The organism is Streptomyces sp. P3 (assembly GCF_003032475.1).
Lineage (GTDB): Bacteria > Actinomycetota > Actinomycetes > Streptomycetales > Streptomycetaceae > Streptomyces.
Genome location: NZ_CP028369.1, coordinates 2760520 through 2781831, shown reverse-complemented (window position 1 = coordinate 2781831; position 21312 = coordinate 2760520). Strand labels below are relative to the sequence as shown.

Below are 21312 nucleotides of genomic sequence, written 5' to 3'. Positions count from 1 at the left end.
CGAACCGCGGACCACGGACCACGGACCACGGACCGCGAACCGCCGACCACCCCCGCACAAGAAATGAGTGCCGCCTCCATGACCGCCGCACCGGCCGGCCCGGCCTTCTCCGTCCACGACATACCCTTCAGCACGCACGGTTCCTGGTTCGGCGTCTCCCCCGTGCTGTCGGAGCGGACGCGCGCCGAGGACCTCCATCTCGTCTCGCACCAGAACGGCATGCACGCCGTCCTGCGCCTCGTCCCCCTCGACGCGGCGACGGGCGGGCGGGCGGAGACCGCCGTCGAGGCGACGCCGGGCCTGCTCGGCTGGACCGGCGCGGCCGGGCGCGTGGACCTCGCCTACGAGTCGCCGGACACCGTGCGCGTGCACGGCCGGGGACTGGACCTGCGGGTCACCGCGGCGGCGCAGGCCCTGACACCGTTCGGCGGGACCTACTTCTACCGCGACCCGGTGGACGACGCGCACGTGTTCACCTCCTACGAGACCGGCCGCCGTTACCGGATCACCGTGCTGTCGGGCACGGTCACCGCGGTCTCCGGCTCCCAGGCGCTGGGCGCCGGCGACCGCGGTCTCACGGTCACCGCCGGAGCCGACGGCTCGTGGGAGGTCGCGGTCGAGGAACTCGGCACCGCGCGAGTGCCCTTCCACTCCTCCGCGACGTTCGACGAGGTCCGGGAGGCCGCGCGGGAACTGTTCGCCCGCTTCGCCGACACGGTCGCCCCCTGGAGCTCGGCCGCCACCCCGGCCGCCGAACTCGCCGCCTACGTGGTGTGGTCGGCGACCGTGCTCCCGGCCGGTCTGGTGACCCGGCCCGCCGTGCTGATGTCCAAGCACTGGATGGACAAGGTGTGGAGCTGGGACCACTGCTTCAACGCCCTTGCTCTGGCCCCCGGTTGCCCCGAGCTGGCCTGGGACCAGTTCTCCCTGCCCTTCGACCACCAGGACGACAGCGGCGCGCTCCCCGACTCCGTCACCCACTCCGAGGTGCTCTACAACTTCGTCAAACCGCCCATCCACGGCTGGGCCTTCGGTCACCTGCGCCGACGGCTCCCCGAGCCGCTCACCCGGGCGCAGCTGACCGAGGCGTACGAACGGCTCACCCGCTGGACGGACTTCTGGCTCACCGCGCGGCGCGCACCCGGCGCCGCAATGCCCCACTACCAGCACGGCAACGACAGCGGCTGGGACAACGCCACCACCTTCGACCCCGGACGTCTCGCCGTCACCGCCGAACTCACCGCCCTGCTGGTCCTCCAACTCGACGAACTGGCCCGGCTGGCCGACGAACTGGGCTTCCACGAGGACGCCGGTCTCCGCACCGCCACCGCCGACGCCCTGCAGGCGGCCCTGCTCGACGAACTGTGGGACGGCGAAAGGTTCCTGAGCCGCCCCGCCCACGGTGGGGCCCGCACCCCCAGCGCCAGTCTGCTGGACCTGATGCCGATCGTGCTCGGCGACCGTCTGCCCCACGCGGTCCGCGACCGGCTGGCCGAACGGATCGAGGCCCATCTCACCGCGTTCGGCCTGGCCACCGAACACCCCGCCTCCCCTCACTACGAGCCCGACGGCTACTGGCGCGGCCCCATCTGGGCCCCCGCCACCGTCCTGATCGAGGACGGCCTGCGCCGCGCCGGGCACACCCGCCTCGCGGACGAGATCAGCGCCCGCTTCCGCGCACTGTGCGAGGCCTCGGGATTCGCCGAGAACTTCGACGCCCTGACCGGCGAGGGACTGCGCGACCGCGCCTACACCTGGACCGCGAGCAGCTACCTCCTCCTCGCCCGCGACCACGAACGCCGCAGCGGCGACGCCAGGACCTCCGAGAGCGCCGCCACCGTCGTCTGAACCACGAGCGACGACCCACCCACACGTCCGGCACGGGGGCCGGCACAGCAACATCCAGCCCAATCCCTGAAGGGACGTAAGCACATGCCACGACTCGGGCAAAGGCGCTCGGCCAAGAGACGCCTTCTCCACGGCATCACCAGGACGCTGCTCCCGCTGACCGTCATCGCCGGCGTCACCAGCGTGACGGCGACGCCGGCCTCCGCCGCCACCCCCACCCTCACTGTCGACCTCGGCACCACCACCGGAGCCTTCCGCGGCGGCGCCTCCGGGGCGCTGTACGGCCTGTACGGGCCGGACGTGCCGACGAACAACCTCATCGAGGGGATGGGGCTGACGACCACCAACACCAAGTACCAGGACGGACAGCAGCACCCCGGCTCGGACGCGCTGGAGATCGCCAAGCCCTTCGTCGACAGCGGCGGCGGCGACGTGTTCATCTACATGACGGACGTGTACCGCAACACGTACGAGCGCGCGAGCTACGCGGAATACCAGGCGAACATGAAGACCCAGGTCGAGCAGGCGAAGGCCAGCCCCTACGCGAGCCACATCGTCTTCATCCCCTACAACGAGCCCGACCTGAACTGGTTCAGTGGCATGCGCACCAATTCGACCGCGCTGGCCAACTTCAACGCCGAGTGGCGCCAGACCTACAACTTCATCAAGGGCCTCTGGCCCGCAGCACGGCTGGCCGGACCCAACACCTCCAGCTACACCAGCTCCTCCCTCAGCGGCTTCCTCACCTACTGCAAGGCCAACAACTGCCTGCCCGACGTGGTGACCTGGCACACCCTGGGCAGCCCGGCCGACGTGCGCAACACCGTCAACTCCTACCGCGCGGTGGAGTCCGCCGCGGGGATCACCTCCCCGATCACCGTCAACCTCAACGAGTACGCCCACCGCTACCACCTGACCGACCCCGGCCAGATGGTCCAGTGGATCGCGGCCATCGAGGACGAGAAGGTCGACGGCAACCTGCCGTACTGGAACATCAACGGCAACCTCGGCGACTCGGCCGCCGCCCAGAACACCCCCAACGCCCAGTGGTGGCTGTACAACTGGTACAGCTCCATGAAGGGCGGCAGCACCGTCAAGGTCACCAGCACCGAGGCCAATGCCGCGTACACCCTCCAGGGCGTGGCGAGCCTCGACACGGCCAAGAAGCAGGCCCGCGTCATCCTCGCCGGCGGCGGCACCAGCGGTGCCTCCAGCACGGTGATCAAGAACATCGACCCCGCGGTCTTCGGCAGCACCGTGCACGTCAGCGTGTTCCAGGACCGCTACAGCGGCTACGTCGGCGCGGCCGCCACCCCGACCCGGCTCTCCGACGCCGACGTCGCCGTGGGCTCCGACGGCTCGATCACCCTCCCGCTCACCCTCGACGCGATGTCCGCGTACCAGGTGATCGTCTCCCCGGGCGGCACCGGCAGCGCCACGGCCTCCGACAGCACCTGGACGGGCACGTACGAGGCCGAGAACGCCACCCTCAGTGGCAGCGGCTACAACATCAACACCGAGGGCACGACCGGCAACGTCGGTAAGTTCGCCACCTCGGGCACCAAGGACGTCGGCGGTCTGCGCACCGGCTCGACCACGGTGATCTCCTTCCCCGTCTCCGTCCCCACCACCGGCGACTACGACCTGTCGGTGTTCGGCAACAGCTACGCCAAGGACGCCGACGTCAAGGGCCCGACGAACGTGTACGCGCGGGTCGACGGCGGAGCCTCGGCCAGGATCGACATACCCGTCGGCTTCCAGTGGGTGGTCTGGGGGCACAGCGACACCATCGTGCACCTCACCGCCGGCAGCCACACCATCACCCTCGCCACCACCGGCGACAACGGAGCGAAGACCGCCGGCGACGCCATCATCGACAAGATCGACCTGAGGTACAAGGACGCCGCCGTCCAGGGCACCACGCTCTACGAGGCCGAGCAGGCGACGCTCTCCGACAGCGGCACCGCCACCTACGCCTCCCAGGGCCAGTCCGGCGCGGGCGCGGTCAACCTCACCTCCGGCAGGTCCGCGACCTTCTGGGTCTACTCCGCGCAGGACGGCTACGCCGACCTGACAGCCCGCTACCGCAACACCGGCCGGGCCGGCCTCACCGTCAACGGCAAGGCCGCCGACGACCAGATCCTCTCCGGCACGACGACCAGCGCCTGGTCCACCTCCACCAACCGGGTCCACCTGACCGCCGGCATCAACAAGGTCGCGGTCACCGGCACCAGCGGCACCCTGACCCTGGACGACCTGGCCGTCACCCCGTTCGGCGCCGGCGACGCCGTCACCACCGGCAACGTCGTCACCTACCAGGCCGAGAACGGCACCCTCACCGGCACCGCGGCCACCGACACCACCTACACCCAGGCCGACGGCGGCGTCGTCACCGGCATCGGCAACGGAACCGCCAACTCCCTCACCCTCGCAGTCAACGCGCCCACGGCCGGCACCTACGCCATGACCATGCGGTACGCCAACGCCGAGGAACTGCCCTCCAACCACTACAACCCCGACCTGTACGCCGAGCACGCCGACGTCAGCGTCAACGGCGGCACCGCCACCCGCGTCAACTTCGCCAGCACCCTGCACTGGAACCAGTTCGGCACCCACACCGTCCCGGTGACCCTGGCCCAGGGCGCCAACACGGTGAAGTTCACCGCCTCACAGCTCTACAACTACGACGGCACGACCATCGGCGTCGTCTACTCCGGCGGCGGCAGCGACATCGGACAGCCCATGCGCTCCAGCTCGGCGCCCCACCTGGACGAGGTCTCCTTCGCCCCGCAGAACCTGCACATCGGCGCCGCGACCGGCTTCTCCTCCACGGCCGTCGCCCAGCACAGCTCGCTCTGCCTCGAGGACCCCGCCCAGTCCACCTCCGACGGCACCCAGTACCAGCAGAACACCTGCACCGGCGGACAGGAGCAGATCTTCGACTTCCACCCCGTCAGCGGCGCCACCGACACCTACACCGTCGTCAACCACGCCGGCGGCAAGTGCCTCGACATCTCCCAGGTCTCCACCGTCAACGGCGCCGCCGTCCAGCAGTGGACGTGCACCGGCGCCGCCAACCAGCGGTTCACCCTCCGCCCGGTGACCGCCCTCGGCAACAGCCACGACTACCAGCTCGTCGCCGTACACAGCGGCAAGTGCGTCGACGTCAGCACCATCTCCACCGCCCCCGGCGCCCTCGTCCACCAGTGGACCTGCGACACCGGCAGCACCCTGACCACCAAGAAGAACCAGATCTGGCGCCTGCTCGGCAAGTCATGACCGCCCGCGCCTCCCGCCGGCCCCGGCCGGCGGGAGGCGCCGGTACGCCGGTACGCCGAGAGGCGCGGGGACGCCGGTACGCCGGGAGGCGCGGGGACGCCGGGAGGCGCGGGAACGCCGGGAGGCGCGGGAACGCCGGGAGGCGCGGGAACGCCGGGAGGCGCGGGAACGCCGGGAGGCGCGGGGACGCCGGCGAAAACCCTCCGCCCCCATACCGACGACGCTCCGCGGAGCACATCCGCTAGGCTGTCCCTGGTCGGTCATCGGTACGCCGCGCCGTCCGCTCAGGCAACAGAGCGGAAAGCGTCGCACCGGGTCTGACCAGCGGGCTTGTACTACAGGTCGAAGATCCACCCCAAGGATCCTCAACAGGTAACCCACAAGCCCCTGCCTTCGTAGCTCAGGGGATAGAGCACCGCTCTCCTAAAGCGGGTGTCGCAGGTTCGAATCCTGCCGGGGGCACAACACATCAAGCAGCTGACCTGGGGTTTCCCCCCCCAGGTCAGCCCTCCGCTCGGCCTCGCGATCCTCATCCGGGGCCGTTTGCGTGAGCGAAAGGACTTCTTCGTCGAGAGCTTCGGCGGCGGCATGCTCGCCCGGTCAACCTCATCGGCGAGGCATCCGCGACACTCACTGACTCAGGTCGACGATGCCCTCGACGGCCCCGGCCAGGACGGTTTCAGGCGGCGTGTGGGGTGAAGGTGACGTGGGAGTCACCCTCGTCGATGGCCACGTTCAGGGTGCCGTCCAGGGCCTTGGCCAGGCGTCGCAGCAGCGGGAGAGTGGGCACAGTGTCACCGCCCTCCATCCGGGACACCTGAGGCTGCGTCATCCCAGCCCGCTCGGCCAGTTCAGCCTGGGACAGGCCAAGCTCGATCCGACGGTCGTAGACCGCCTGCCCGAGATCGCCGGCCAGCCGCGCGTCGACGTACTCCTGGTCGTACTCCACCGTCTCACCCGCAAGCTGCCGGGCCCGGCGCGTCCTCCACGTGCTGTGATTCATCAACTCTCCTTGCGGCGATCGTAGGTGTGCTCGGCTCGACCGTGCTCGGCTTCGCAGACCTTCTGGGCCTGCTGCGCACGCTCGACTTCCGCCGCCTCGCGCATCCTCGTCTTGCGGAACACTGTCAGCAGAACAATCCGCTGCCCGGGAGCGAGCCAGTACGGGATGCGCACGGCCTCGCCGTCCAGTTCGAAGCGCAGTTCACGCAGCTTGCCGCCCAGGTGCCGCGAGTACGGCTCACCGAGAGTCGTCGGCTCGTCCAAGAGACGGTCCGTCTTGTCCTCCACACGCCGGTAGAGGCGGAACGGAAGCAGCTCAAGCCAATCCCTCACTTCGGCTTCGATCTCGATCTCCCACCGCTCCGTCATGCAATCAACGGTATATACCTTCAATTGCATAGCGCAAGTCTCCACAGGCTCGCAGCCTGCGCCCTCCCTGGTCGCGCCGCGCCCGCGAGGTCGTCCACCTCGTGGCCGGCCCGGAACGGATTCAGCACACACGAGGCCGGGAAACCTCGTGAGAACCACGGAGGGGTGTTTTCGCAGGCCAGGCACCACATCGCCAATGTTTCCGCAGGTCACAGCCTTGATCAGGGAAAACTCCTAAAGCGGGTGTCGCAGATTCGAATCCTGCCGGGGGCACAACGCGTTACCGCTCTGACCTGGGGTTTATCCACCAGGGAGGGGTTTTGCTCGGCCTCGGACTCCTCGTCCGGGGCCGTTTGCGTGAGCGGGCGAATCACCAGGTACCCACGCGCACCGCAAGGTCTCTACGCCCCTCACGCCCTGACTCCGGCCTTCCCGGGCAAAGCGTGAAGCGGCAGCCGAGGCGCCACCCACACCACACCACACCACACCAGACATGCCATATTTGAAGTATGGCAACTCGGAAGATCACTATCACCGTGCCGGAAGAGCTGGTGGAATCGATCAAGGAACGCGTCGATGCGCGCGGGGTGTCCAGTTACATTGCGGCCGCCGCCGCTCATCAGGACGCCATGGACCGACTGCGCGAGTTGGCTGAACGCCTCGAAGAAGAGCACGGCGCCGTGACGGACGACGAGCAGCAAGCAGCGCTGGACCGTATCGCCGCGATTGACAGCTGGCACGACGAGCAGCACTCGCATTCAGACGAGGCCCCGTGAGCCGCACCGTCCGAGCGAAACTGCACCGGCCGCGACAGCGCGTTTTCGTGTTCGACTCCGAGGCCCTCTCCAAGTCGGTTCACGGCGATCGGGAGATGGCCGCGCTGATCAAAACGGCTCCGCGGCTCGACATCCCGATCGTCACGTCGGCGCTCACGACCTTGGAAGCATGGGACCCTCGCGAAACGTCGAAGCAGGCGCTGTGGAACTGGACACTGTCCCGGATCCGCGTCGTACACACGGACGACCAGATGATCGCCATGGCGCGCGACATGCTGAAGGCAGCCGGTCTGCATGGTCACAAGTACGCCATCGACGCCATCCTGGCGGCTGTGGCAGGGCGGGAAGCCGGGCAGGGAGCTGAGGCAACCGTCTTCACGTCCGACACCGGACGACATGGCTCAACTCCTCGCGGGACACTCCGTGCGAGTCGAGAAGGTCTGACGAAACGCCGCCGCACCTCACTCCGACGACTCACCGGCTCCCCCGACTGACCGCTGACCGTGCGCCGATGGGATCCTCCGTTACCTGCGGTCGATGCGACGGGTTCCGCCGCGGTGCGCTGGAGGGTGTGACGTACCGGGGCGACGACTGCGCAAGCACCTGTACCTTCAGGACTTCGAGGACGTCGGCGAGGTGGCGGCGTCCTCTCCCGTTTTGCCGGGACTCGCCGGGCCGGCCGCTGCCGCCCTCTCCGGAGTAGGCCACTAGTCACCGACGGGGAGGGCGTGAGCGAGGTCAGCATGCCGGACGGGTGGCAGACCGTACGCAGAACCCAGCGGGAGCGAGCCCGCAGCACAGTGTCCGGGAGGTGCTTCATGACGGCCGAGATGGTGGCCCCGGCGTGGATGCATGAGCAGATCACGGCGCAGGAGTACGACTCCTGGTCCGAGGAACAGTGCGCCGGCATCGAGATCGTGGACGGGATGGTCGTCGTGAGCCCGAGCGCGTCCAAGCGACACAACCGGCCGGCCCGCATTCTGGCGAACGCCCTGGATGCCGCCGCCGGCCCGGAGTGGAACGCCGACACCGACTTCGACGTCCGGCTTCAGGACGTTCCGCTCACCAATCGCCGCCCGGACGTCGTCGTGTACCGCGCAGACACGATCGATGTCACCCCCACCCGCCCTGAGCACGTGCTGCTGGTCGCGGAGGTGGTGTCGCCGGGCTCGGAGACCACCGACCGGATCGTGAAGGTCGACCAGTACGCCAAGGCGGGCATCGGCTTCCACTGGCGGATCGAGCAGGCCGCGACAGGCGTTCCTCTCGTGTACACCTACGTTCTCGACCCCGCAACGAAGACCTACCGGGACGGAGACGTTTTCACCGGCGTCCTCAAGGTAGTGGCCCCCTTCCCGGTGGAGATCGACCTCGGGCAGGTCTGACTGGCTATGCGCTGCTCGGCAGCCGGCAGCGCGTGAGCGATGCGTGAGCGATGCGTGAGCGATGCGTGAGCGATGCGTGAGCGATGCGTGAGCGATGCGTGAGCGATGCGTGAGCGGACAGCCCGATACGGGGCGGCATGAGCCGGATCAAGTGGCTCGCCGTGCGGTTCTGACCAGGGGAAACAGCACCGCGCGGCAGCGCGAGGCACCCCCCGGCAAGGATCCGGTCCCACTCCTGAAGCGGGGGTCGCAGGTTCGAATCCTGCCGGGGGCACCAGGTCAAAGGCGCGACGCCGGCCGCCGTCAGCAGCGTGGCGCAGCCGCGCCACGCGACGTGCAGCCGGACCACCCGCAACCCTGCGTCAGCCGCCACCCGCGTGAAGGTCGCGGCGGAGGTCTCAACACGGATGGTGCTCACAGGTACGTTCCCATCCACTCGTCTATACGAGATGCGCCAGGAGGGGTAGCGGTGGACAGTCAGTCCGCCGAACGGGGCGTGAGGCACCTGGGCGGGGCCGAGCCCCGGCACCGCGTGGCACGGGGGCCGGGGGCGGAGCGGACATCGGGCAGGGACGCACCGCGCCGCACCGGAACCTGACGCACTGGTCGCCCGCGCCGACCGACTTGTGCAAAACGTCAAAGTGCGACCCGCGGGTTTGTACACATACGGCTCATGACGAGGCTCCGGGAGAATCCCCTACTCTGACCTCATACGTCAGGTACTCCTGAACTCACAGGCGACTGACGGCAGTTGAGAATCCCCCGGACCGTGAAAACGGGATGTCAGGATGCTTGCACGGCGGCTGTCCGGCCCCTTACGTCCCACGATCCGAGGCCACGACGCAGCACATCGGTCGCGCCTTCCCGCCCGGAATCCTCACCGGACGCCGGCGGGCAGGCCCCGATCCTCGGAAGGCCCGGCAATGACACTGCGAATGGACGGCACAGCAGTCCTGATCCTGCTGGTCGCGACGGCGGCGGCGGTGGCCGTATACCGCCTCAGGGACCAGGCCGCGACGGGCGGCGGCCCGCATGCGCGCGATCTCGTGGGCGCGATCTGCGTCTGGGGGACGGTGGTCGCCGCGTTGGTGGCCCTGTTCGCGTTCTCACCCCCGGCGGCGACGGGCGGCGACTCACGGACGCCGACACAGACCACGTCCTCCGCCCCGTGAGTTCCGCGGGCCCGCTCGCCGGGGAACCACTGGCTCGTACGCGGCGGTGGCACCCGGGGCGGCCGCTCGTCACCTCAGCGGAAAGCCGGCGAGCAGCCCTTCGCCGGAGGACGAGCCCAAGTACGCGCCGTTCCCCGGCGCCGGCTACTTCCGTACCGGCCACCGCTCGGCTCTGATCACGCGATGGGCAAGCGGCTCGTCGCCGAGGGCTGCGGCAACTACAGCAAGGGGCCCGGCGCCTCCTGGACCGAGGCCGATCGCCGCTCCTACGCGGCCTGGCAGCGCAAGCTCGGCTACCCCGGCGACGACGCCGACGGCATCCCTGGCCCGACCAGCCGGGCCAAGCTCCGCGTCCCCAAGCCCTGATCCACGCGTCGAGAGGATTCCTCCCCCCATGACCGCACCCACCGGAATTCCCAAGCTCCTCGCCGACATCGCCGACATCGCCGAGCGCGTCGTGCTGACGTACGTCGAGGTGTTCCTCGCCTCCTCGTCGCGTCCGGCACGACCAACGTCGTCACCCTGTCCGCGCTTCAGTCCGCGGCAATCGCCGTGATTCCCGCACCTCGCCGTGGTCAAGGGCGCCGTCGGCTCCGTGCTCGGTCGCGCCGGTACGGCTTCGTGGCTTCCGGCCAGGAGCGACCCCGCCTCCACCGCCATCAACTGATCAGGAGCAGCAGACGCCATGCTCGACAGAGAGATCGCCCTGGAGTTCGCCGAACACCGCCGCGCCCTCGAAGGCGGGCTGGCGCGGTCGCCGCCCTCCATCCGGGAGAGGTGGGGCTGAGTCATTCCGGCCCGCTCTGCCAGGCTCCTACGGAACCTGACGGTAGGTCTCGCGGCGGTTGCCGACGGCCAGGACCCGCACGATGAGTTGACCGTTCTCGACGGCATGGACGATGCGGTCGTCACGCACCGGTGGCCGGTGGCCGCACCCGTTGCCGGACCAGCCCGGCCCGGTGCGATCGGCCGGTGGACGACGAACTGTCGGATATCCGGGCGACGGCCACCGACCCGGCTGACACGCTGGCACACATGACCACGCCACTGACCGCGAGACAACGGCTTGCCACGCTGCACCGCTATACGGCTGTGAAGGGTGAGGACTTCACCAGCCAGAACCTCGCTTCCGCTCGCACGTCGCAACTGCGCTTCACCCGCTGCTCGTTCGTCGGGACCGATCTACGCCACGCCACCCTGGACGGGTGCTGGTTCACGTTCTGCGACCTCAGCGGCGCAGACCTGCGCGGGGCTTCACTGCGCGAGGTCAGCCTGGCCGGATGCGATCTACGGGGTGCTGACCTTCGCGACACCGATCTGAGCGATGCCAGGTTCGCAAGCGTGAACACCGGCGTGCACCCGCTCGGGCTGACCGACGTCACCGGTGCCCGGTTCGAGGGAGCGTCCCTGCGCGATGTTCGAGCGGAAGGCGTCATCGGGTGGCCGCCCCGGGGCGGGAACGAGTAGGGCCTGCCTGACGGCGTGCCGATGCCGGGCATGCCGGCCGGCGCTTCGAAACAGCCCAGGCGTCTCCTGGAGATACGGGCATCGCCCGGTTTACGCCGGCGCCCCCGCTCCGGCGAGTTGCTCCGGGACGAAGGGGTCCGCGCCCGGCGGGGCGACGGTCAGGCTCGTCTGTGCCCTGACTGCTCAGGAGCAATTGCACGACCATGCGTAGGTGATGAATACGACCGCCACGCCGAACGTGGCGGCCGCCGCGCCGGCCAGTCGCCCGCGCCGCCCTGGCTTCGAGGGACGAAGCAGCTCCCAGCCGCCATGGACGAGGAAGGCCAGCAGGGCACCACCTGCACCGCCGGTGACGAGCGGGCTGCGCTCCCACCCCCAGACGAACGCCAGAGCCAGACCGGCCACGGCGAGGCAGACAATGACCGACAGAATCGCCTCACCGACGAGCTCCGTCAGGAATTCCTTCAGGAACGAACCCACGCCGCGGATCACGCGCAGAACACGACTCCGCGCCACAGGAACAGCCACCCGCCCCCCAGAGCCGTTCTCGAATGATCGGACCCTACGAAATCGCGGCGCAGCGGGAAAGAGCGATCAAGGCCATATGTTCGGCAGCGCGGCAGCGCCACGACCCGGACGCCTCCCCTGGAAGGCGCGGTCGTCGAGGTCGAGGCCGAGTGGATCCTCGTCCACCTTTGACGGGCCCAGCCGGGACACCTCGCAGGCCGGCGAGGACCTTGTGGTCGCTGCGGCTGGACGGGTGTAGTTCGGCACCTGCCTCCCGCGCCCTGCGCCCCGGGCGGCGTGCCGCCGGATTACATGGGCGTGCGCCTCGGCGCGGGGCGTGCCGGTGTCCTTCACGGCCCCGGATCCGACGAATGAAAGAGCGCAATGGCAGAGCGCGACCCACGCAACCGCACTGGCCGCAGCCCGCTACTTCGCGGGCTCGTCGCTGCCGTGCTCACGGCCGGCATGCTGGTGGCCTCAGCGGGACACGGAGCCGGCGCGGCCACTCCGCCGCCCGGCGCGCAGTTCACGCCGTTGACAGCGGCAGTGCTGACCGAGCCGACGCCGTTCGTCGCCACGGACGGCAGGACGCACATCTCGTACGAGCTGCTCACCACGAGCGCCCTGTCCACCGGCACGTCGGTGCGGCTCGACCGTGTCGACGTCCGCGACGCCCGCACGCACCGGGTCGTCGGCACGCTGACCGGGCAGGCGCTGGCCGAGGCCGCCAATCCGGTGGGCGACCCCCTGCCGGGAGCGGACGGGTACACCCCGCCGCCCCCGGCGCCGACGCCGACCGTCATCCAGGGCTCCCAGCAGTGGATCATCTGGCTGGACCTGGCCCTCGACCGCGGTCGGCCGGCCCCCAGGGTCCTCGAACACCGTCTCTCGGGTGCGGTCCTGGCCCCTTCCGGCCCCTCCCCCTTCGAGGAGACGGTGCAGGCCACCCGGACCTCCGGTATCCCGCCGTTGAACCTGAACCCGCCGGTCCGCCCCGGCACTTGGTACTCCAGCGAGTCGTGCTGCGGCAACACCCACCACCGGCGCGGCCTCGCCCCGATCAACGGCCGCTTCTATGTGCCGCAGCGCTTCGCGATCGACTGGTACCGGGTCGGCGACCAAGGGCAGACCTGGGAAGGCGACCCCGCACAGCTCACCAGCTACCTGAGCTACCGTCAGCCGGTCGTGGCCTCGGCCGGCGGCAGAGTGGTGGAGGTCCAGGACGGAATCGCGGACAACACACCGCCCCTCACGCCGCCCGTCCCGCCGATCGAGGACACCGTCGGCAACCACGTCACCGTGCAGGTCGCGCCGGGCCGCTATCTGCTCTACGCCCACATGAAGCCCGGCTCGCTCAGGGTCCGCAAGGGCGACCGGGTCGAAACCGGCCAGGTCCTCGGGCTGATCGGCAACAGCGGCAACTCCACCACGCCGCACCTGCACTTCCAGGTGATGACCACCGCGCACTTCTTCCCGACCGACAGTCCGCCGTTCACCTTCCGGCGCTTCCGCGTCGTCGGGCACGTCGAACCCCGGATCTGGGACGACAACCTGGGCCTTCAGCCGACCGGCGTTCTGCCGATCACGCCCTCGCCGTACGACGGCCGCCACCGTGCGCGGTATCCGCTCGACCGCGAGGTGCTGAAGTTCTGACCGGACGCCGGCCGGGCCGACGGCCGAGGCGCTGCCGCTTTCCCGGTCCGCGTCCCCCGCACAGAGAAACACCAGGTCAGGAGTCCTTTCGTCCAGCGGACGAGAGGGCTCCTGCGCTTGCGGCACACACGCCGTGCGCGGGGATGGCGGGGAGTCGTGCAGGATGCCGCCAAGGATGAGCCGGCCCGGCGCCGGTAGAAGGTTCGCCCGTCGGTGAAGGGCTCCAGGGACTCGGCTCCGTCAAGGGCGTCTTCGGCGTCATCACCGGCACCCGGGTCATGGGCGGGCGCCTTCCTGTCGTACGTCGGGCCATGGGGCACGGGGAGCTGTTCGGGGCGATCTGCTTGATGGCTGGGGGAGTTGACGGCACCAGGATTCATCCCGGGCCGCCGACGCCCAGGCGGGCCGCGAAGAGCGATCGGCTTTCCATCGCGACGAGCTTGCCTCCGGCCTGTTCCCGCTTGATGAGCGCCATCCTGTCCTCGGGGGTCGCCTCGGCGAGGAAGTCGTCGACTCCGGCCTCCTCCGCGATCGCCTTGGCCGTCAGCGGGTTGTCGCCCGTGATCATGACGGTCCTGATGCCCATGCGGCGCAGCTCGTCGAACCGCTCCCGCATGCCGTCCTTGACGACGTCCTTGAGGTGGATGACGCCGAGCACCCGTGCCCCGCGCGAGTCTTCGAGGGCGACGAGCAGCGGGGTGCCGCCGGCCTCGGAGATGCGGTCGGCGGCTAGTGTCCTGCGCCAGTAGTTGATCGTTAGTAGTTGTGTGACTTCTGCTGCTGGTGCGTCAGTTCCTCGTCGGGGCCCGAAGCTGGAACCGTTGCTGCTGTCTGATGACGAGCGGGCGGAGTTGGAGCGGTGGACGCGTAGGGCGACATCGGCCCAGGCCGTGGCCTTGCGGGCGCGGATTGTGCTGGCGTGCGCTGGTCCGGAGGTACCGCCAATCGTCGTGGTCGCCCGCGAGTTGCGGGTGGCCGCCGACACCGTCCGTAAGTGGCGGCGGCGGTTTTTGGCGGAGCGGCTGGACGGCCTGGTCGACGAGCCCCGGCCGGGCCGGCCGCCCACCATCAGCGTCGACCAGGTGGAGGCGGTCGTGGTCACGACGCTGGAGGAGATCCCGAAGAACGCCACCCACTGGTCGCGGAAGTCGATGGCGGAGCACAGCGGCCTGTCGAAGTCCACGGTCGGCCGGATCTGGCGGAAGTTCCAGCTCAAGCCGCATCTGGCGGACACGTTCAAGCTGTCGACGGATCCGTTGTTCGTGGAGAAGGTCTACGACGTCGTGGGTCTGTACTTCAACCCGCCCGAGGGTGCGGTGGTCCTCTCGGTGGACGAGAAGTCGCAGATCCAGGCCCTGGACCGGTCGCAGCCGGTGCTGCCGATAATGCCGGGCATGCCCGAGCGGCGTACTCACGACTACGTCCGCAACGGCCTGACCACCTTGTTCGCCGCGTTCGATGTCGCCACCGGCGAGGTGATCAGTGCCCTGCACCGTCGGCATCGGGCCGTGGAGTTCAAGAAGTTCCTGATCCGGATCGACAAGGAGGTGCCCGCGCACCTGCAGGTCCACTTGATCGTGGACAATTACGGCACTCACAAGACTCCCGCGATCAAGGCCTGGCTGGCCAAACACCCCAGGTTCGAGCTGCACTTCACCCCGACCGGCTCCTCCTGGATCAACCAGGTCGAGCGGTGGTTCGGCTACCTGGCCCACCAGATGATCCGCCGCGGCGCACACAAGAACATCCAGGCCCTCGAAGCCGACATTCGGGCATGGGTCAAGGACTGGAACAAAGAACCCAAGCCGTTCATCTGGACCAAGACAGCCCAAGAGATCCTCGACTCCCTTGCCCGCTTCTGCCGACGGATCTCTGGCGCAGGACACTAGCGTACGGCGGCCCCCGCACCTTTGACGGGGTCTCTTACGGCCCCCGACCGGGACCGGTGGGCAGGCCGCCCGAAACGGAGACGCCGCAGGACGTCACCCGGGGTGTCCGCTCCTGATCGGCCGCCCGTCCCACCCCCTGAACGGCTCAGCCGGTGCCCACCCGCCGACGACCTCACCGTCCTGATGCGCTGCCCGCACCGCGGGGCCGTTCTTAACGGAAGATTGACGCCCTCGGACGGCTCATCCACAGGCCCTCACGTCACTCGCTGCATACGCTGGTTCCGCCGTCCGCGTGATGGCCGAAACCACACGCCGAGCCGCACGTCAGGGGAGCACGCCGATGGCCACCACGGAACACCCGCCTCCGACCCGGATACGGACGTGGATGTTGCAGGGCCTGTCCGACATGGGCAAGCCCGGGGGTCACACCGGACCGCACGCCGAGCCGGAACCCCCGCACAAGGGCCAGCGCTGGTGGCGGGTCATGTGTCTCACCGGCGTCGACTACTTCTCGACCCTGGGCTACCAGCCCGGCATCGCGGCCCTGGCGGCCGGGCTTCTCTCCCCCGTCGCCACCATCGTGCTCGTGGTCGTCACCCTGGCCGGCGCCCTACCGGTCTACCGGCGGGTGGCCGAGGAGAGCCCGCACGGCGAGGGCTCGATCGCCATGCTGGAACGGCTGCTGTCCTTCTGGAAGGGCAAGCTGTTCGTCCTGACCCTGCTCGGGTTCGCCGCGACCGACTTCCTCATCACGATCACCCTGTCCGCGGCGGACGCCTCCACCCACCTGGTCGAGAACCCGCACCTGCAAAGCACTCTGCACGGCAGGCAGATGCTCATCACGCTGGTCCTCGTGGCACTGCTCGGCGCGGTGTTCCTCAAGGGCTTCCTGGAGGCGATCGGCGTCGCGGTGGCCCTGGTGGCGGCCTACCTCGCGCTCAACGTCGTGGTCGTGATCGTCGGCATGTGGCACGTACTCACCGAAGGGCACGTCGTCACCGACTGGACCAGCGCCCTGACCGCCGAACACGGCAACGTCCTCGCGATGATCGGTGTGTCCCTGCTCGTCTTCCCGAAGCTGGCGCTCGGCCTCTCCGGCTTCGAGACCGGCGTCGCCGTCATGCCGCACGTCCAGGGCGACCCGGACGACACCGAGGACCAGCCGGCGGGCCGCATCCGGGACACCAAGAAGCTGCTGACGGCGGCTGCCCTGATCATGAGCGTCTTCCTGGTCGCCACCAGCTTCATCACCACCTGGCTGATCCCGGAGAAGGAGTTCGAGAACGGCGGCCGGGCCAACGGTCGTGCCCTGGCCTACCTCGCCCACGAGTACCTGGGCAACGCCTTCGGCACGGTCTACGACGTCTCGACGATCGCCATCCTGTGGTTCGCCGGCGCCTCCGCGATGGCGGGACTGCTCAACCTGATGCCCCGCTACCTGCCCCGCTACGGCATGGCCCCGCACTGGGCCCGCGCCGTGCGCCCCATGGTCATCGTCTTCACCCTGGTCGCCTTCCTCGTCACCTGGATCTTCGACGCCGACGTCGACGCCCAGGGCGGCGCCTACGCCACCGGCGTCCTGGTCCTGATGTCCTCGGCGGCGATCGCCGTGACCATCGCCGCCCGCAAAGCCGGGCAGCGGGGCTGGACCATCGGCTTCGCGACCGTCTCGGCGGTCCTCCTGTACGTGACGGTCGCGAACGTGGTGGAACGCCCCGACGGCGTCAAGATCGGCGCCTGCTTCATCGCCGGCATCGTCCTCGTCTCCCTCCTCTCCCGACTGGCCCGTGCCTTCGAACTGCGCGTGACCAGCGTGACGCTCGACGACATGGCGGAACGATTCGTCCGGGACATGTCCAGCCGGAAGATACGGTTCATCGCCAACGAGCCGGGCAGCCGGGACAAGTCCGAGTACCGCGACAAGATCGAGCAGATCCGGGCGGACAACGACATGCCGGAGCAGGAGGACTTCGTCTTCGTCGAGGTCACCGTGCTCGACCCGTCGGAATTCGAGGCCGGCCTGACCGTGCGCGGCGAGATCCTGCACAACCGCTACCGCGTGCTGACCCTGGAGTCCTCCTCCATCCCCAACGCCCTCGCCGCACTGCTCCTCCACGTCCGCGACACGACCGGGTGCACCCCGCACATGTACTTCGAGTGGACCGAGGGCAGCCCCTTCCACAACTTCCTGCGCTTCTTCCTCTTCGGCCAGGGCGAGGTCGCCCCGGTCACGCGAGAGGTGCTGCGTGAGGCGGAACCCGACCGCGCGCGCCGCCCCCGGGTCCACACGGGCTGAGCGTCAGAGCCCCGTCAGGATTCGCCCGTCCGGCGTCAGGGGCCCGTCGGCGGGCACGGTGTCAGGTGGAGTGCGCGCCGGGCGGGCGGAGGGTGGCCATGGCCCGGATTCGAACCGGGGTTTCCGCGTAGGGGCGAACCCCCGTGCGACGTCCTGGGCCGCTGAACGACTCATGGCCGGGGGAATCGTACGGACCCAAGGACCGGCGAGCCCACCGGTTTCCGGGGATGACGTCGTGGGGCCGCCGGCCGGGCCGGGCCGATCACCGCGCCCCGATGGCCACGACTCGGCCGTCAGGAGTCTGCGAGCTCAGGCAGACGACTCCGCCGGCCCGGGAAGCCTCCGAAACGCCGCAGCGTCAGGTGTCGGTGCCCAGTGCACGTCTGGCGGTTTCCTGAAACACACCTATCTGCACCCGCTTCGCGTCTGCCGCCTCTCGGAACCGGGCCTGCTGATCTCCACGTACGGAACCAGCCCGTATGGAGTCGCGTGCCCATTCGGCGCAGAGTACGTGCCATGCCCGCATAGCGTCATGCAACAGCTCTGCCTCGGTCGACACCCTGGTCGGGCCGATCATGCATACCCGTGACGCCGTGGCACTGAGGTCCACCCAGCTCTGGTGCATCTCGAACAGGCAGTCCCGCCAGGTATCGGGCGATGTCCTTGGCGCCGTCAGCTCGTCGAAGAGCTTCCACAGCACTCCGTTGAGGACGCGGACTGCTGACATGTAGGCAGCGTAGGCTTCGATGCGCGCATCGTGGACCCGCTTTGATCGCTCCTCCAGGAGTTGTTCACGCTGGTGACGCCTCTGGCCGTTGACTGATATCCAACCGCCGCCCAGACCGCCGAGGGCTCCGACCACAGCCCCGAACACCCCCACCACAGATGCGTCCATAAGAGAGTTATGGGCACATACGGTTTCAGGTAATCGGGCGAACCTCGTCTGTTGGACGTGTCGTTGGACGGCATCCCGGAAGTCGCGACCTCCCGGGACGGAGGCCACCCGCCGGCTTCGTCACGGACCGGCCCTCGCGACCTGCTCTAGCGCTCGGCGTCCCAGCGTGCTCGCAGAGACGCGCCGCCGGCGAGGCTCTCGTCGAGAAACCCGGACAGTTCCTGGACGGCGTCCAGGACACGCCGGAGGTCGGGACGGCGCTCGCCGTTGGCGACGGCGAGATGGAACCAGATGAGGGGATCGACCCACACCCTGCGATCCGGTTGCCGGAGGAGATCGCAGAACTCCCGGTAGCTCCTGAGTCGCCCTTCGGGTTCGAGGATGACGTCGGTGCCGATGCTGGACTGTGTCGCGTAGTAGACGTCGCAGGCGGCGAAAGCCACGTGGACCTTCAGGATCAGGGCGGCCAGTCTCGTGTCGTCCTTCCCCGGCAAACGCAGGAACGGTATGTCGTGCCGGGTGCGAGTCATCTGGGCGAACAGGCACGCGGTCATCCAGACGCTGGAGACCAGCGGGACGCCCTCTCCGGCGAACCAGGCTTCGCTCCGGTCGTCGATCTCCCGCGGTTCGCCGAGAACCTGCGCAGGCCGATACGAGCCGTGCCGGTCGGCAGCCGTGGCGTAGAGGGAGAGCCGGTGGTGCACTTCGGCGGTGTGCCACCTGAGGGGATTGAGGTACGACGTGTTGTGGAGCTCGCGCTGCGTCCGACGGTTGTCCCCCCGTTGCTGCCGACCGGTCAGCAACACGAGGCCTGCGGAGATGGTGCCTGAGGTCAACGCCGAGACCAGCGTTACCGAGAGGGTGTCCACGTGACTGTCTCCCTTCGCGACGGGTCCGGACAGAGCCGACGCGCGTTTGCTGTGAACGGGTCCGCTGGGAAGCCGGCAGGCCGGGCACGAACGGCACGAGGACGCGCCGTCCTGATCACCGGCGGGCATCAGCGGTGGGCATGGTGCGATGCCGGGCTTGCCGGGTCGGCCACCGAGCGTCGCCTCATCGTCGGACGGCCTCGGTCCGCGAGGCCGTCGCGCGGAGGGCGCCGGGCCACCACGGTGCGGGCCGGGGCGGGTCCCGCCGCGATCCGCTCGGTCCGACGGACCTGCGGCATCACCGCGGCCGACCCGCGTTTCCCGCCGAGCAGGCCGGCGCGCCGCAGGTGGGTGGGCCGGTGGTGTCGACCTGGTGTCCGCGTCGGGCTGCCGCATTGCGGACCCGGCCGTGTCGTCTCTCCCGCGACGGCGCACATCAAGGTTCCCCCTCCCCCGCGGCCCTCCCCGGGCCACTGCCTACGGCTACGGCTACGGCTACGGCTACGGCTACGGCTACGGCTACGGCTACGGCTACGGGCCGATCCGATCACACGGCGGGCCGGGGTGCGGGGGTGATGGCCGGTATGGGGCCGAATCGTGGGTCCGTACTGGCCGCCCAAGGGCGGTGGGGCGGCCGGCCGGCAGTCCTCCCGGGCCGTGCGGCGACCGGAAACAGCTGTCCGGGCCCCGGGACGGCCGGGCCGTGGATCAGCACGCGTGCTCGGCACGGCCGACCAGGAGTTCGCGTCGGCCGGCAGCCGGGGCGGCGGCGCCTCTTCGACGACGCCACGGCCGGTGTCCCTTTCGACAACGCCACGGTCGCCGGCGTCTCACCCGCGGCGGGTGAAGCGGGGAACCGGGGCGCGCCGCCCGCCGGAGCCTGCGGTGCTCGCCTGCGGCGCGGCAACCCCCGTCCGGCATCGGGGCGCTCACGGGCCGGACCGCATGCTCACCCGCCCCGGGTGAGGCCGCCCCGCCCTCGCCGTGCGCACGCTGAAGCCGGGCACCGGACCGGATGCCCGGGCCTCCCGGGCGGGCGCCCGGAACGGAGGGCGACATGAGTGACATCGGTCAGCACAGCGCGCAGACCTATCTGGCGTACGACTTTCCCCTGCTGAGCGTCTTCTGGAGCGTGCTCTGGCTCTTCCTGTGGGTCATGTGGTTCGTGCTGCTCTTCCGGATCATCGGCGACATCTTCCGCGACGACGACCTGAGCGGCTGGGCGAAAGCCGGCTGGCTGGCGTTCTGCATCGTCCTGCCGTTCCTGGGCGTGTTCGTCTACGTGATGGCCCGCGGGAAGAACATGGGCCGCCGGGAGATCACGCAGGCGCGTGCGCAGCAGGAGGAGTTCAGGGCCTACGTCAGGCAGACCGCGGCAGGGGGCGGGCCCGGCAGCGTCGACGAGCTCGCCCGGCTGTCCGAGATCCGCGCCCGCGGCGACCTCACGGACGAGGAGTTCCGCCGGGCCAAGGAACTGGTCCTGAGCGGCCAGGGTCCGGCGCGGCCCCCGGGCTCCGCCGGCCTCCCCGCCTCCGGTCACTGAGCATCCGGGCGACGCCGGAGGGGACGGACGCGGGCGCGTTCCCTGAAGGGGATGCCGGATGCCGCTCAGGGTCGGGCCAGCCCCGCCGGCGCGCCGTCAGCGGTGCAGCCTGCTGCGGGCCCACAGGAGGCCGATCACGCCGCCCACCACGACCAGGTACGCCGTCAGGGGCCCGTCGTCCAGGAGGAGTCCCGGCAGGGCGACGACGGTCACCGTCAGGAGCCACCCGCAGCCGGCCACGACGAGATCCGCCGCGTCCGCCGCGTGGCGCCGCTCCTTCCCCACTCGTTCCCCCTCCCCCATCCCCCGTGGCCATGGCCCGCGCGCCTGTTCTCGTGGCCCGTGGCCGACCGACCGCCGAG

At 69.6% G+C, this 21312-nt stretch carries 18 protein-coding genes, 1 tRNA gene and 5 pseudogenes; 14 read left to right on the top strand and 10 right to left on the bottom strand.

The genetic code is table 11. The features are described 5' to 3' along the window. The first annotated feature begins 78 nt into the window (after nucleotides 1–78). The 3 genes from C6376_RS12550 (at nucleotide 79) to C6376_RS12540 (ending at nucleotide 5589) form a co-directional block, all read left to right on the top strand. On the top strand, nucleotides 79–1848 hold the full coding sequence (locus C6376_RS12550) for an amylo-alpha-1,6-glucosidase (protein ID WP_107443489.1): 1770 nt from the start codon (nucleotides 79–81) through the stop codon (nucleotides 1846–1848). Between the two features lie 84 nt (nucleotides 1849–1932). Beyond that, nucleotides 1933–5127 carry an RICIN domain-containing protein gene (locus tag C6376_RS12545; RefSeq protein WP_107443488.1) on the top strand — a complete coding sequence of 1065 codons (3195 nt, stop codon included), beginning with the start codon at nucleotides 1933–1935 and terminating at the stop codon, nucleotides 5125–5127. Nucleotides 5128–5516: 389 nt separating this feature from the next. Further along, nucleotides 5517–5589 (top strand) — tRNA-Arg (locus tag C6376_RS12540). 217 nt (nucleotides 5590–5806) lie between these two features. On the opposite strand, the gene C6376_RS12530 is transcribed toward C6376_RS12540, so the two are convergent. Together C6376_RS12530 and C6376_RS12525 are read right to left on the bottom strand one after the other, a co-directional pair. Next, nucleotides 5807–6130 (bottom strand): helix-turn-helix domain-containing protein, encoded by a 324-nt coding sequence (locus C6376_RS12530; protein ID WP_107443486.1) that lies wholly within the window; start codon nucleotides 6128–6130, stop codon nucleotides 5807–5809. Further along, nucleotides 6130–6498 (bottom strand): type II toxin-antitoxin system RelE/ParE family toxin, encoded by a 369-nt coding sequence (locus tag C6376_RS12525; protein WP_107443485.1) that lies wholly within the window; start codon nucleotides 6496–6498, stop codon nucleotides 6130–6132. The genes C6376_RS12530 and C6376_RS12525 overlap by 1 nt, the downstream gene beginning before the upstream one ends. A 509-nt stretch (nucleotides 6499–7007) precedes the next feature. Between C6376_RS12525 and C6376_RS12520 the strand changes: the two genes are divergently transcribed. From C6376_RS12520 to C6376_RS12510, 3 genes and pseudogenes are all read left to right on the top strand, one after another. Then, entirely contained in the window at nucleotides 7008–7274 is a 267-nt protein-coding gene (locus tag C6376_RS12520; RefSeq protein ID WP_107443484.1) for a hypothetical protein, read from the top strand. Next, nucleotides 7271–7718: pseudogene (locus C6376_RS12515) on the top strand (hypothetical protein). The gene C6376_RS12520 and the pseudogene C6376_RS12515 overlap by 4 nt, the downstream one beginning before the upstream one ends. Before the next feature lie 374 nt (nucleotides 7719–8092). Further along, nucleotides 8093–8659: a Uma2 family endonuclease gene (locus tag C6376_RS12510; protein ID WP_107443483.1), complete on the top strand. Its 567-nt coding sequence runs from the start codon at nucleotides 8093–8095 to the stop codon at nucleotides 8657–8659. Between the two features lie 283 nt (nucleotides 8660–8942). On the opposite strand, the pseudogene C6376_RS12505 reads toward C6376_RS12510, so the two are convergent. Then, nucleotides 8943–9041: pseudogene (locus C6376_RS12505) on the bottom strand (oxidoreductase); the annotation flags it as partial. A 553-nt stretch (nucleotides 9042–9594) separates the two neighbouring features. Here C6376_RS12505 and C6376_RS45160 point away from each other — a divergent pair. The 3 genes and pseudogenes from C6376_RS45160 (at nucleotide 9595) to C6376_RS43795 (ending at nucleotide 10387) form a co-directional block, all read left to right on the top strand. Continuing rightward, nucleotides 9595–9831 carry a hypothetical protein gene (locus C6376_RS45160; protein ID WP_107443482.1) on the top strand — a complete coding sequence of 79 codons (237 nt, stop codon included), beginning with the start codon at nucleotides 9595–9597 and terminating at the stop codon, nucleotides 9829–9831. A 112-nt stretch (nucleotides 9832–9943) separates the two neighbouring features. Then, a pseudogene (locus C6376_RS45155) lies at nucleotides 9944–10197 on the top strand (peptidoglycan-binding protein); the annotation flags it as partial. 28 nt (nucleotides 10198–10225) lie between these two features. Next, nucleotides 10226–10387: a hypothetical protein gene (locus C6376_RS43795; protein ID WP_159083198.1), complete on the top strand. Its 162-nt coding sequence runs from the start codon at nucleotides 10226–10228 to the stop codon at nucleotides 10385–10387. 258 nt (nucleotides 10388–10645) lie between these two features. Here the strand turns inward: C6376_RS43795 and C6376_RS46380 are convergent, their stop codons facing one another. Continuing rightward, a complete protein-coding gene (locus tag C6376_RS46380) occupies nucleotides 10646–10747 on the bottom strand; it encodes a type II toxin-antitoxin system RelE/ParE family toxin (RefSeq protein ID WP_367881043.1) in 102 nt (33 codons plus the stop codon). Between the two features lie 56 nt (nucleotides 10748–10803). Here C6376_RS46380 and C6376_RS12490 point away from each other — a divergent pair, with 56 nt between their 5' ends. Further along, entirely contained in the window at nucleotides 10804–11298 is a 495-nt protein-coding gene (locus tag C6376_RS12490; RefSeq protein WP_254075921.1) for a pentapeptide repeat-containing protein, read from the top strand. Between the two features lie 183 nt (nucleotides 11299–11481). Here C6376_RS12490 and C6376_RS12485 read toward each other — a convergent pair whose 3' ends face one another. After that, nucleotides 11482–11790 carry a hypothetical protein gene (locus C6376_RS12485; RefSeq protein ID WP_107443481.1) on the bottom strand — a complete coding sequence of 103 codons (309 nt, stop codon included), beginning with the start codon at nucleotides 11788–11790 and terminating at the stop codon, nucleotides 11482–11484. 399 nt (nucleotides 11791–12189) lie between these two features. Between C6376_RS12485 and C6376_RS12480 the strand changes: the two genes are divergently transcribed. Further along, nucleotides 12190–13458: a M23 family metallopeptidase gene (locus tag C6376_RS12480; RefSeq protein ID WP_107443480.1), complete on the top strand. Its 1269-nt coding sequence runs from the start codon at nucleotides 12190–12192 to the stop codon at nucleotides 13456–13458. Between the two features lie 427 nt (nucleotides 13459–13885). Here the strand turns inward: C6376_RS12480 and C6376_RS12475 are convergent. Further along, nucleotides 13886–14182, bottom strand: a pseudogene (locus tag C6376_RS12475) (HAD family hydrolase); the annotation flags it as partial. A 43-nt stretch (nucleotides 14183–14225) separates the two neighbouring features. Between C6376_RS12475 and C6376_RS12470 the strand changes: the two are divergent. Both C6376_RS12470 and C6376_RS12465 read left to right on the top strand, forming a co-directional pair. Beyond that, nucleotides 14226–15347 carry an IS630 family transposase gene (locus C6376_RS12470; RefSeq protein WP_107441906.1) on the top strand — a complete coding sequence of 374 codons (1122 nt, stop codon included), beginning with the start codon at nucleotides 14226–14228 and terminating at the stop codon, nucleotides 15345–15347. 340 nt (nucleotides 15348–15687) lie between these two features. Next, the gene (locus C6376_RS12465) at nucleotides 15688–17643 is read left to right on the top strand and encodes an APC family permease (protein ID WP_107443479.1); all 1956 of its coding nucleotides are present in this window, start codon (nucleotides 15688–15690) and stop codon (nucleotides 17641–17643) included. A 93-nt stretch (nucleotides 17644–17736) separates the two neighbouring features. On the opposite strand, the pseudogene C6376_RS43790 reads toward C6376_RS12465, so the two are convergent. From C6376_RS43790 to C6376_RS12455, 3 genes and pseudogenes are all read right to left on the bottom strand, one after another. Beyond that, nucleotides 17737–17821: pseudogene (locus C6376_RS43790) on the bottom strand. Nucleotides 17822–18001: 180 nt separating this feature from the next. Continuing rightward, nucleotides 18002–18538, bottom strand: a complete 537-nt coding sequence (locus C6376_RS12460) for a hypothetical protein (RefSeq protein ID WP_107443478.1) — start codon at nucleotides 18536–18538, stop codon at nucleotides 18002–18004. 146 nt (nucleotides 18539–18684) lie between these two features. Further along, nucleotides 18685–19407, bottom strand: a complete 723-nt coding sequence (locus C6376_RS12455) for a hypothetical protein (protein WP_107443477.1) — start codon at nucleotides 19405–19407, stop codon at nucleotides 18685–18687. A 1057-nt stretch (nucleotides 19408–20464) separates the two neighbouring features. On the opposite strand from C6376_RS12455, the gene C6376_RS12450 reads away from it, so the two are divergent. Further along, nucleotides 20465–20950 (top strand): SHOCT domain-containing protein, encoded by a 486-nt coding sequence (locus tag C6376_RS12450; protein WP_107443476.1) that lies wholly within the window; start codon nucleotides 20465–20467, stop codon nucleotides 20948–20950. 96 nt (nucleotides 20951–21046) lie between these two features. Here C6376_RS12450 and C6376_RS12445 read toward each other — a convergent pair whose 3' ends face one another. After that, nucleotides 21047–21235: a hypothetical protein gene (locus C6376_RS12445; RefSeq protein WP_107443475.1), complete on the bottom strand. Its 189-nt coding sequence runs from the start codon at nucleotides 21233–21235 to the stop codon at nucleotides 21047–21049. Nucleotides 21236–21312: the final 77 nt, after the last annotated feature.

Coding starts and splice junctions, on each gene's coding strand:
- C6376_RS12550 (WP_107443489.1), top strand. CDS start 79: ATGACCGCCGCACCGGCCGGCCCGGCCTTCTCCGTCCACGACATACCC.
- C6376_RS12545 (WP_107443488.1), top strand. CDS start 1,933: ATGCCACGACTCGGGCAAAGGCGCTCGGCCAAGAGACGCCTTCTCCAC.
- C6376_RS12530 (WP_107443486.1), bottom strand. CDS start 6,130: ATGAATCACAGCACGTGGAGGACGCGCCGGGCCCGGCAGCTTGCGGGT.
- C6376_RS12525 (WP_107443485.1), bottom strand. CDS start 6,498: ATGACGGAGCGGTGGGAGATCGAGATCGAAGCCGAAGTGAGGGATTGG.
- C6376_RS12520 (WP_107443484.1), top strand. CDS start 7,008: ATGGCAACTCGGAAGATCACTATCACCGTGCCGGAAGAGCTGGTGGAA.
- C6376_RS12510 (WP_107443483.1), top strand. CDS start 8,093: ATGACGGCCGAGATGGTGGCCCCGGCGTGGATGCATGAGCAGATCACG.
- C6376_RS45160 (WP_107443482.1), top strand. CDS start 9,595: ATGGACGGCACAGCAGTCCTGATCCTGCTGGTCGCGACGGCGGCGGCG.
- C6376_RS43795 (WP_159083198.1), top strand. CDS start 10,226: ATGACCGCACCCACCGGAATTCCCAAGCTCCTCGCCGACATCGCCGAC.
- C6376_RS12480 (WP_107443480.1), top strand. CDS start 12,190: ATGGCAGAGCGCGACCCACGCAACCGCACTGGCCGCAGCCCGCTACTT.
- C6376_RS12465 (WP_107443479.1), top strand. CDS start 15,688: ATGGCCACCACGGAACACCCGCCTCCGACCCGGATACGGACGTGGATG.
- C6376_RS12460 (WP_107443478.1), bottom strand. CDS start 18,538: ATGGACGCATCTGTGGTGGGGGTGTTCGGGGCTGTGGTCGGAGCCCTC.
- C6376_RS12450 (WP_107443476.1), top strand. CDS start 20,465: ATGAGTGACATCGGTCAGCACAGCGCGCAGACCTATCTGGCGTACGAC.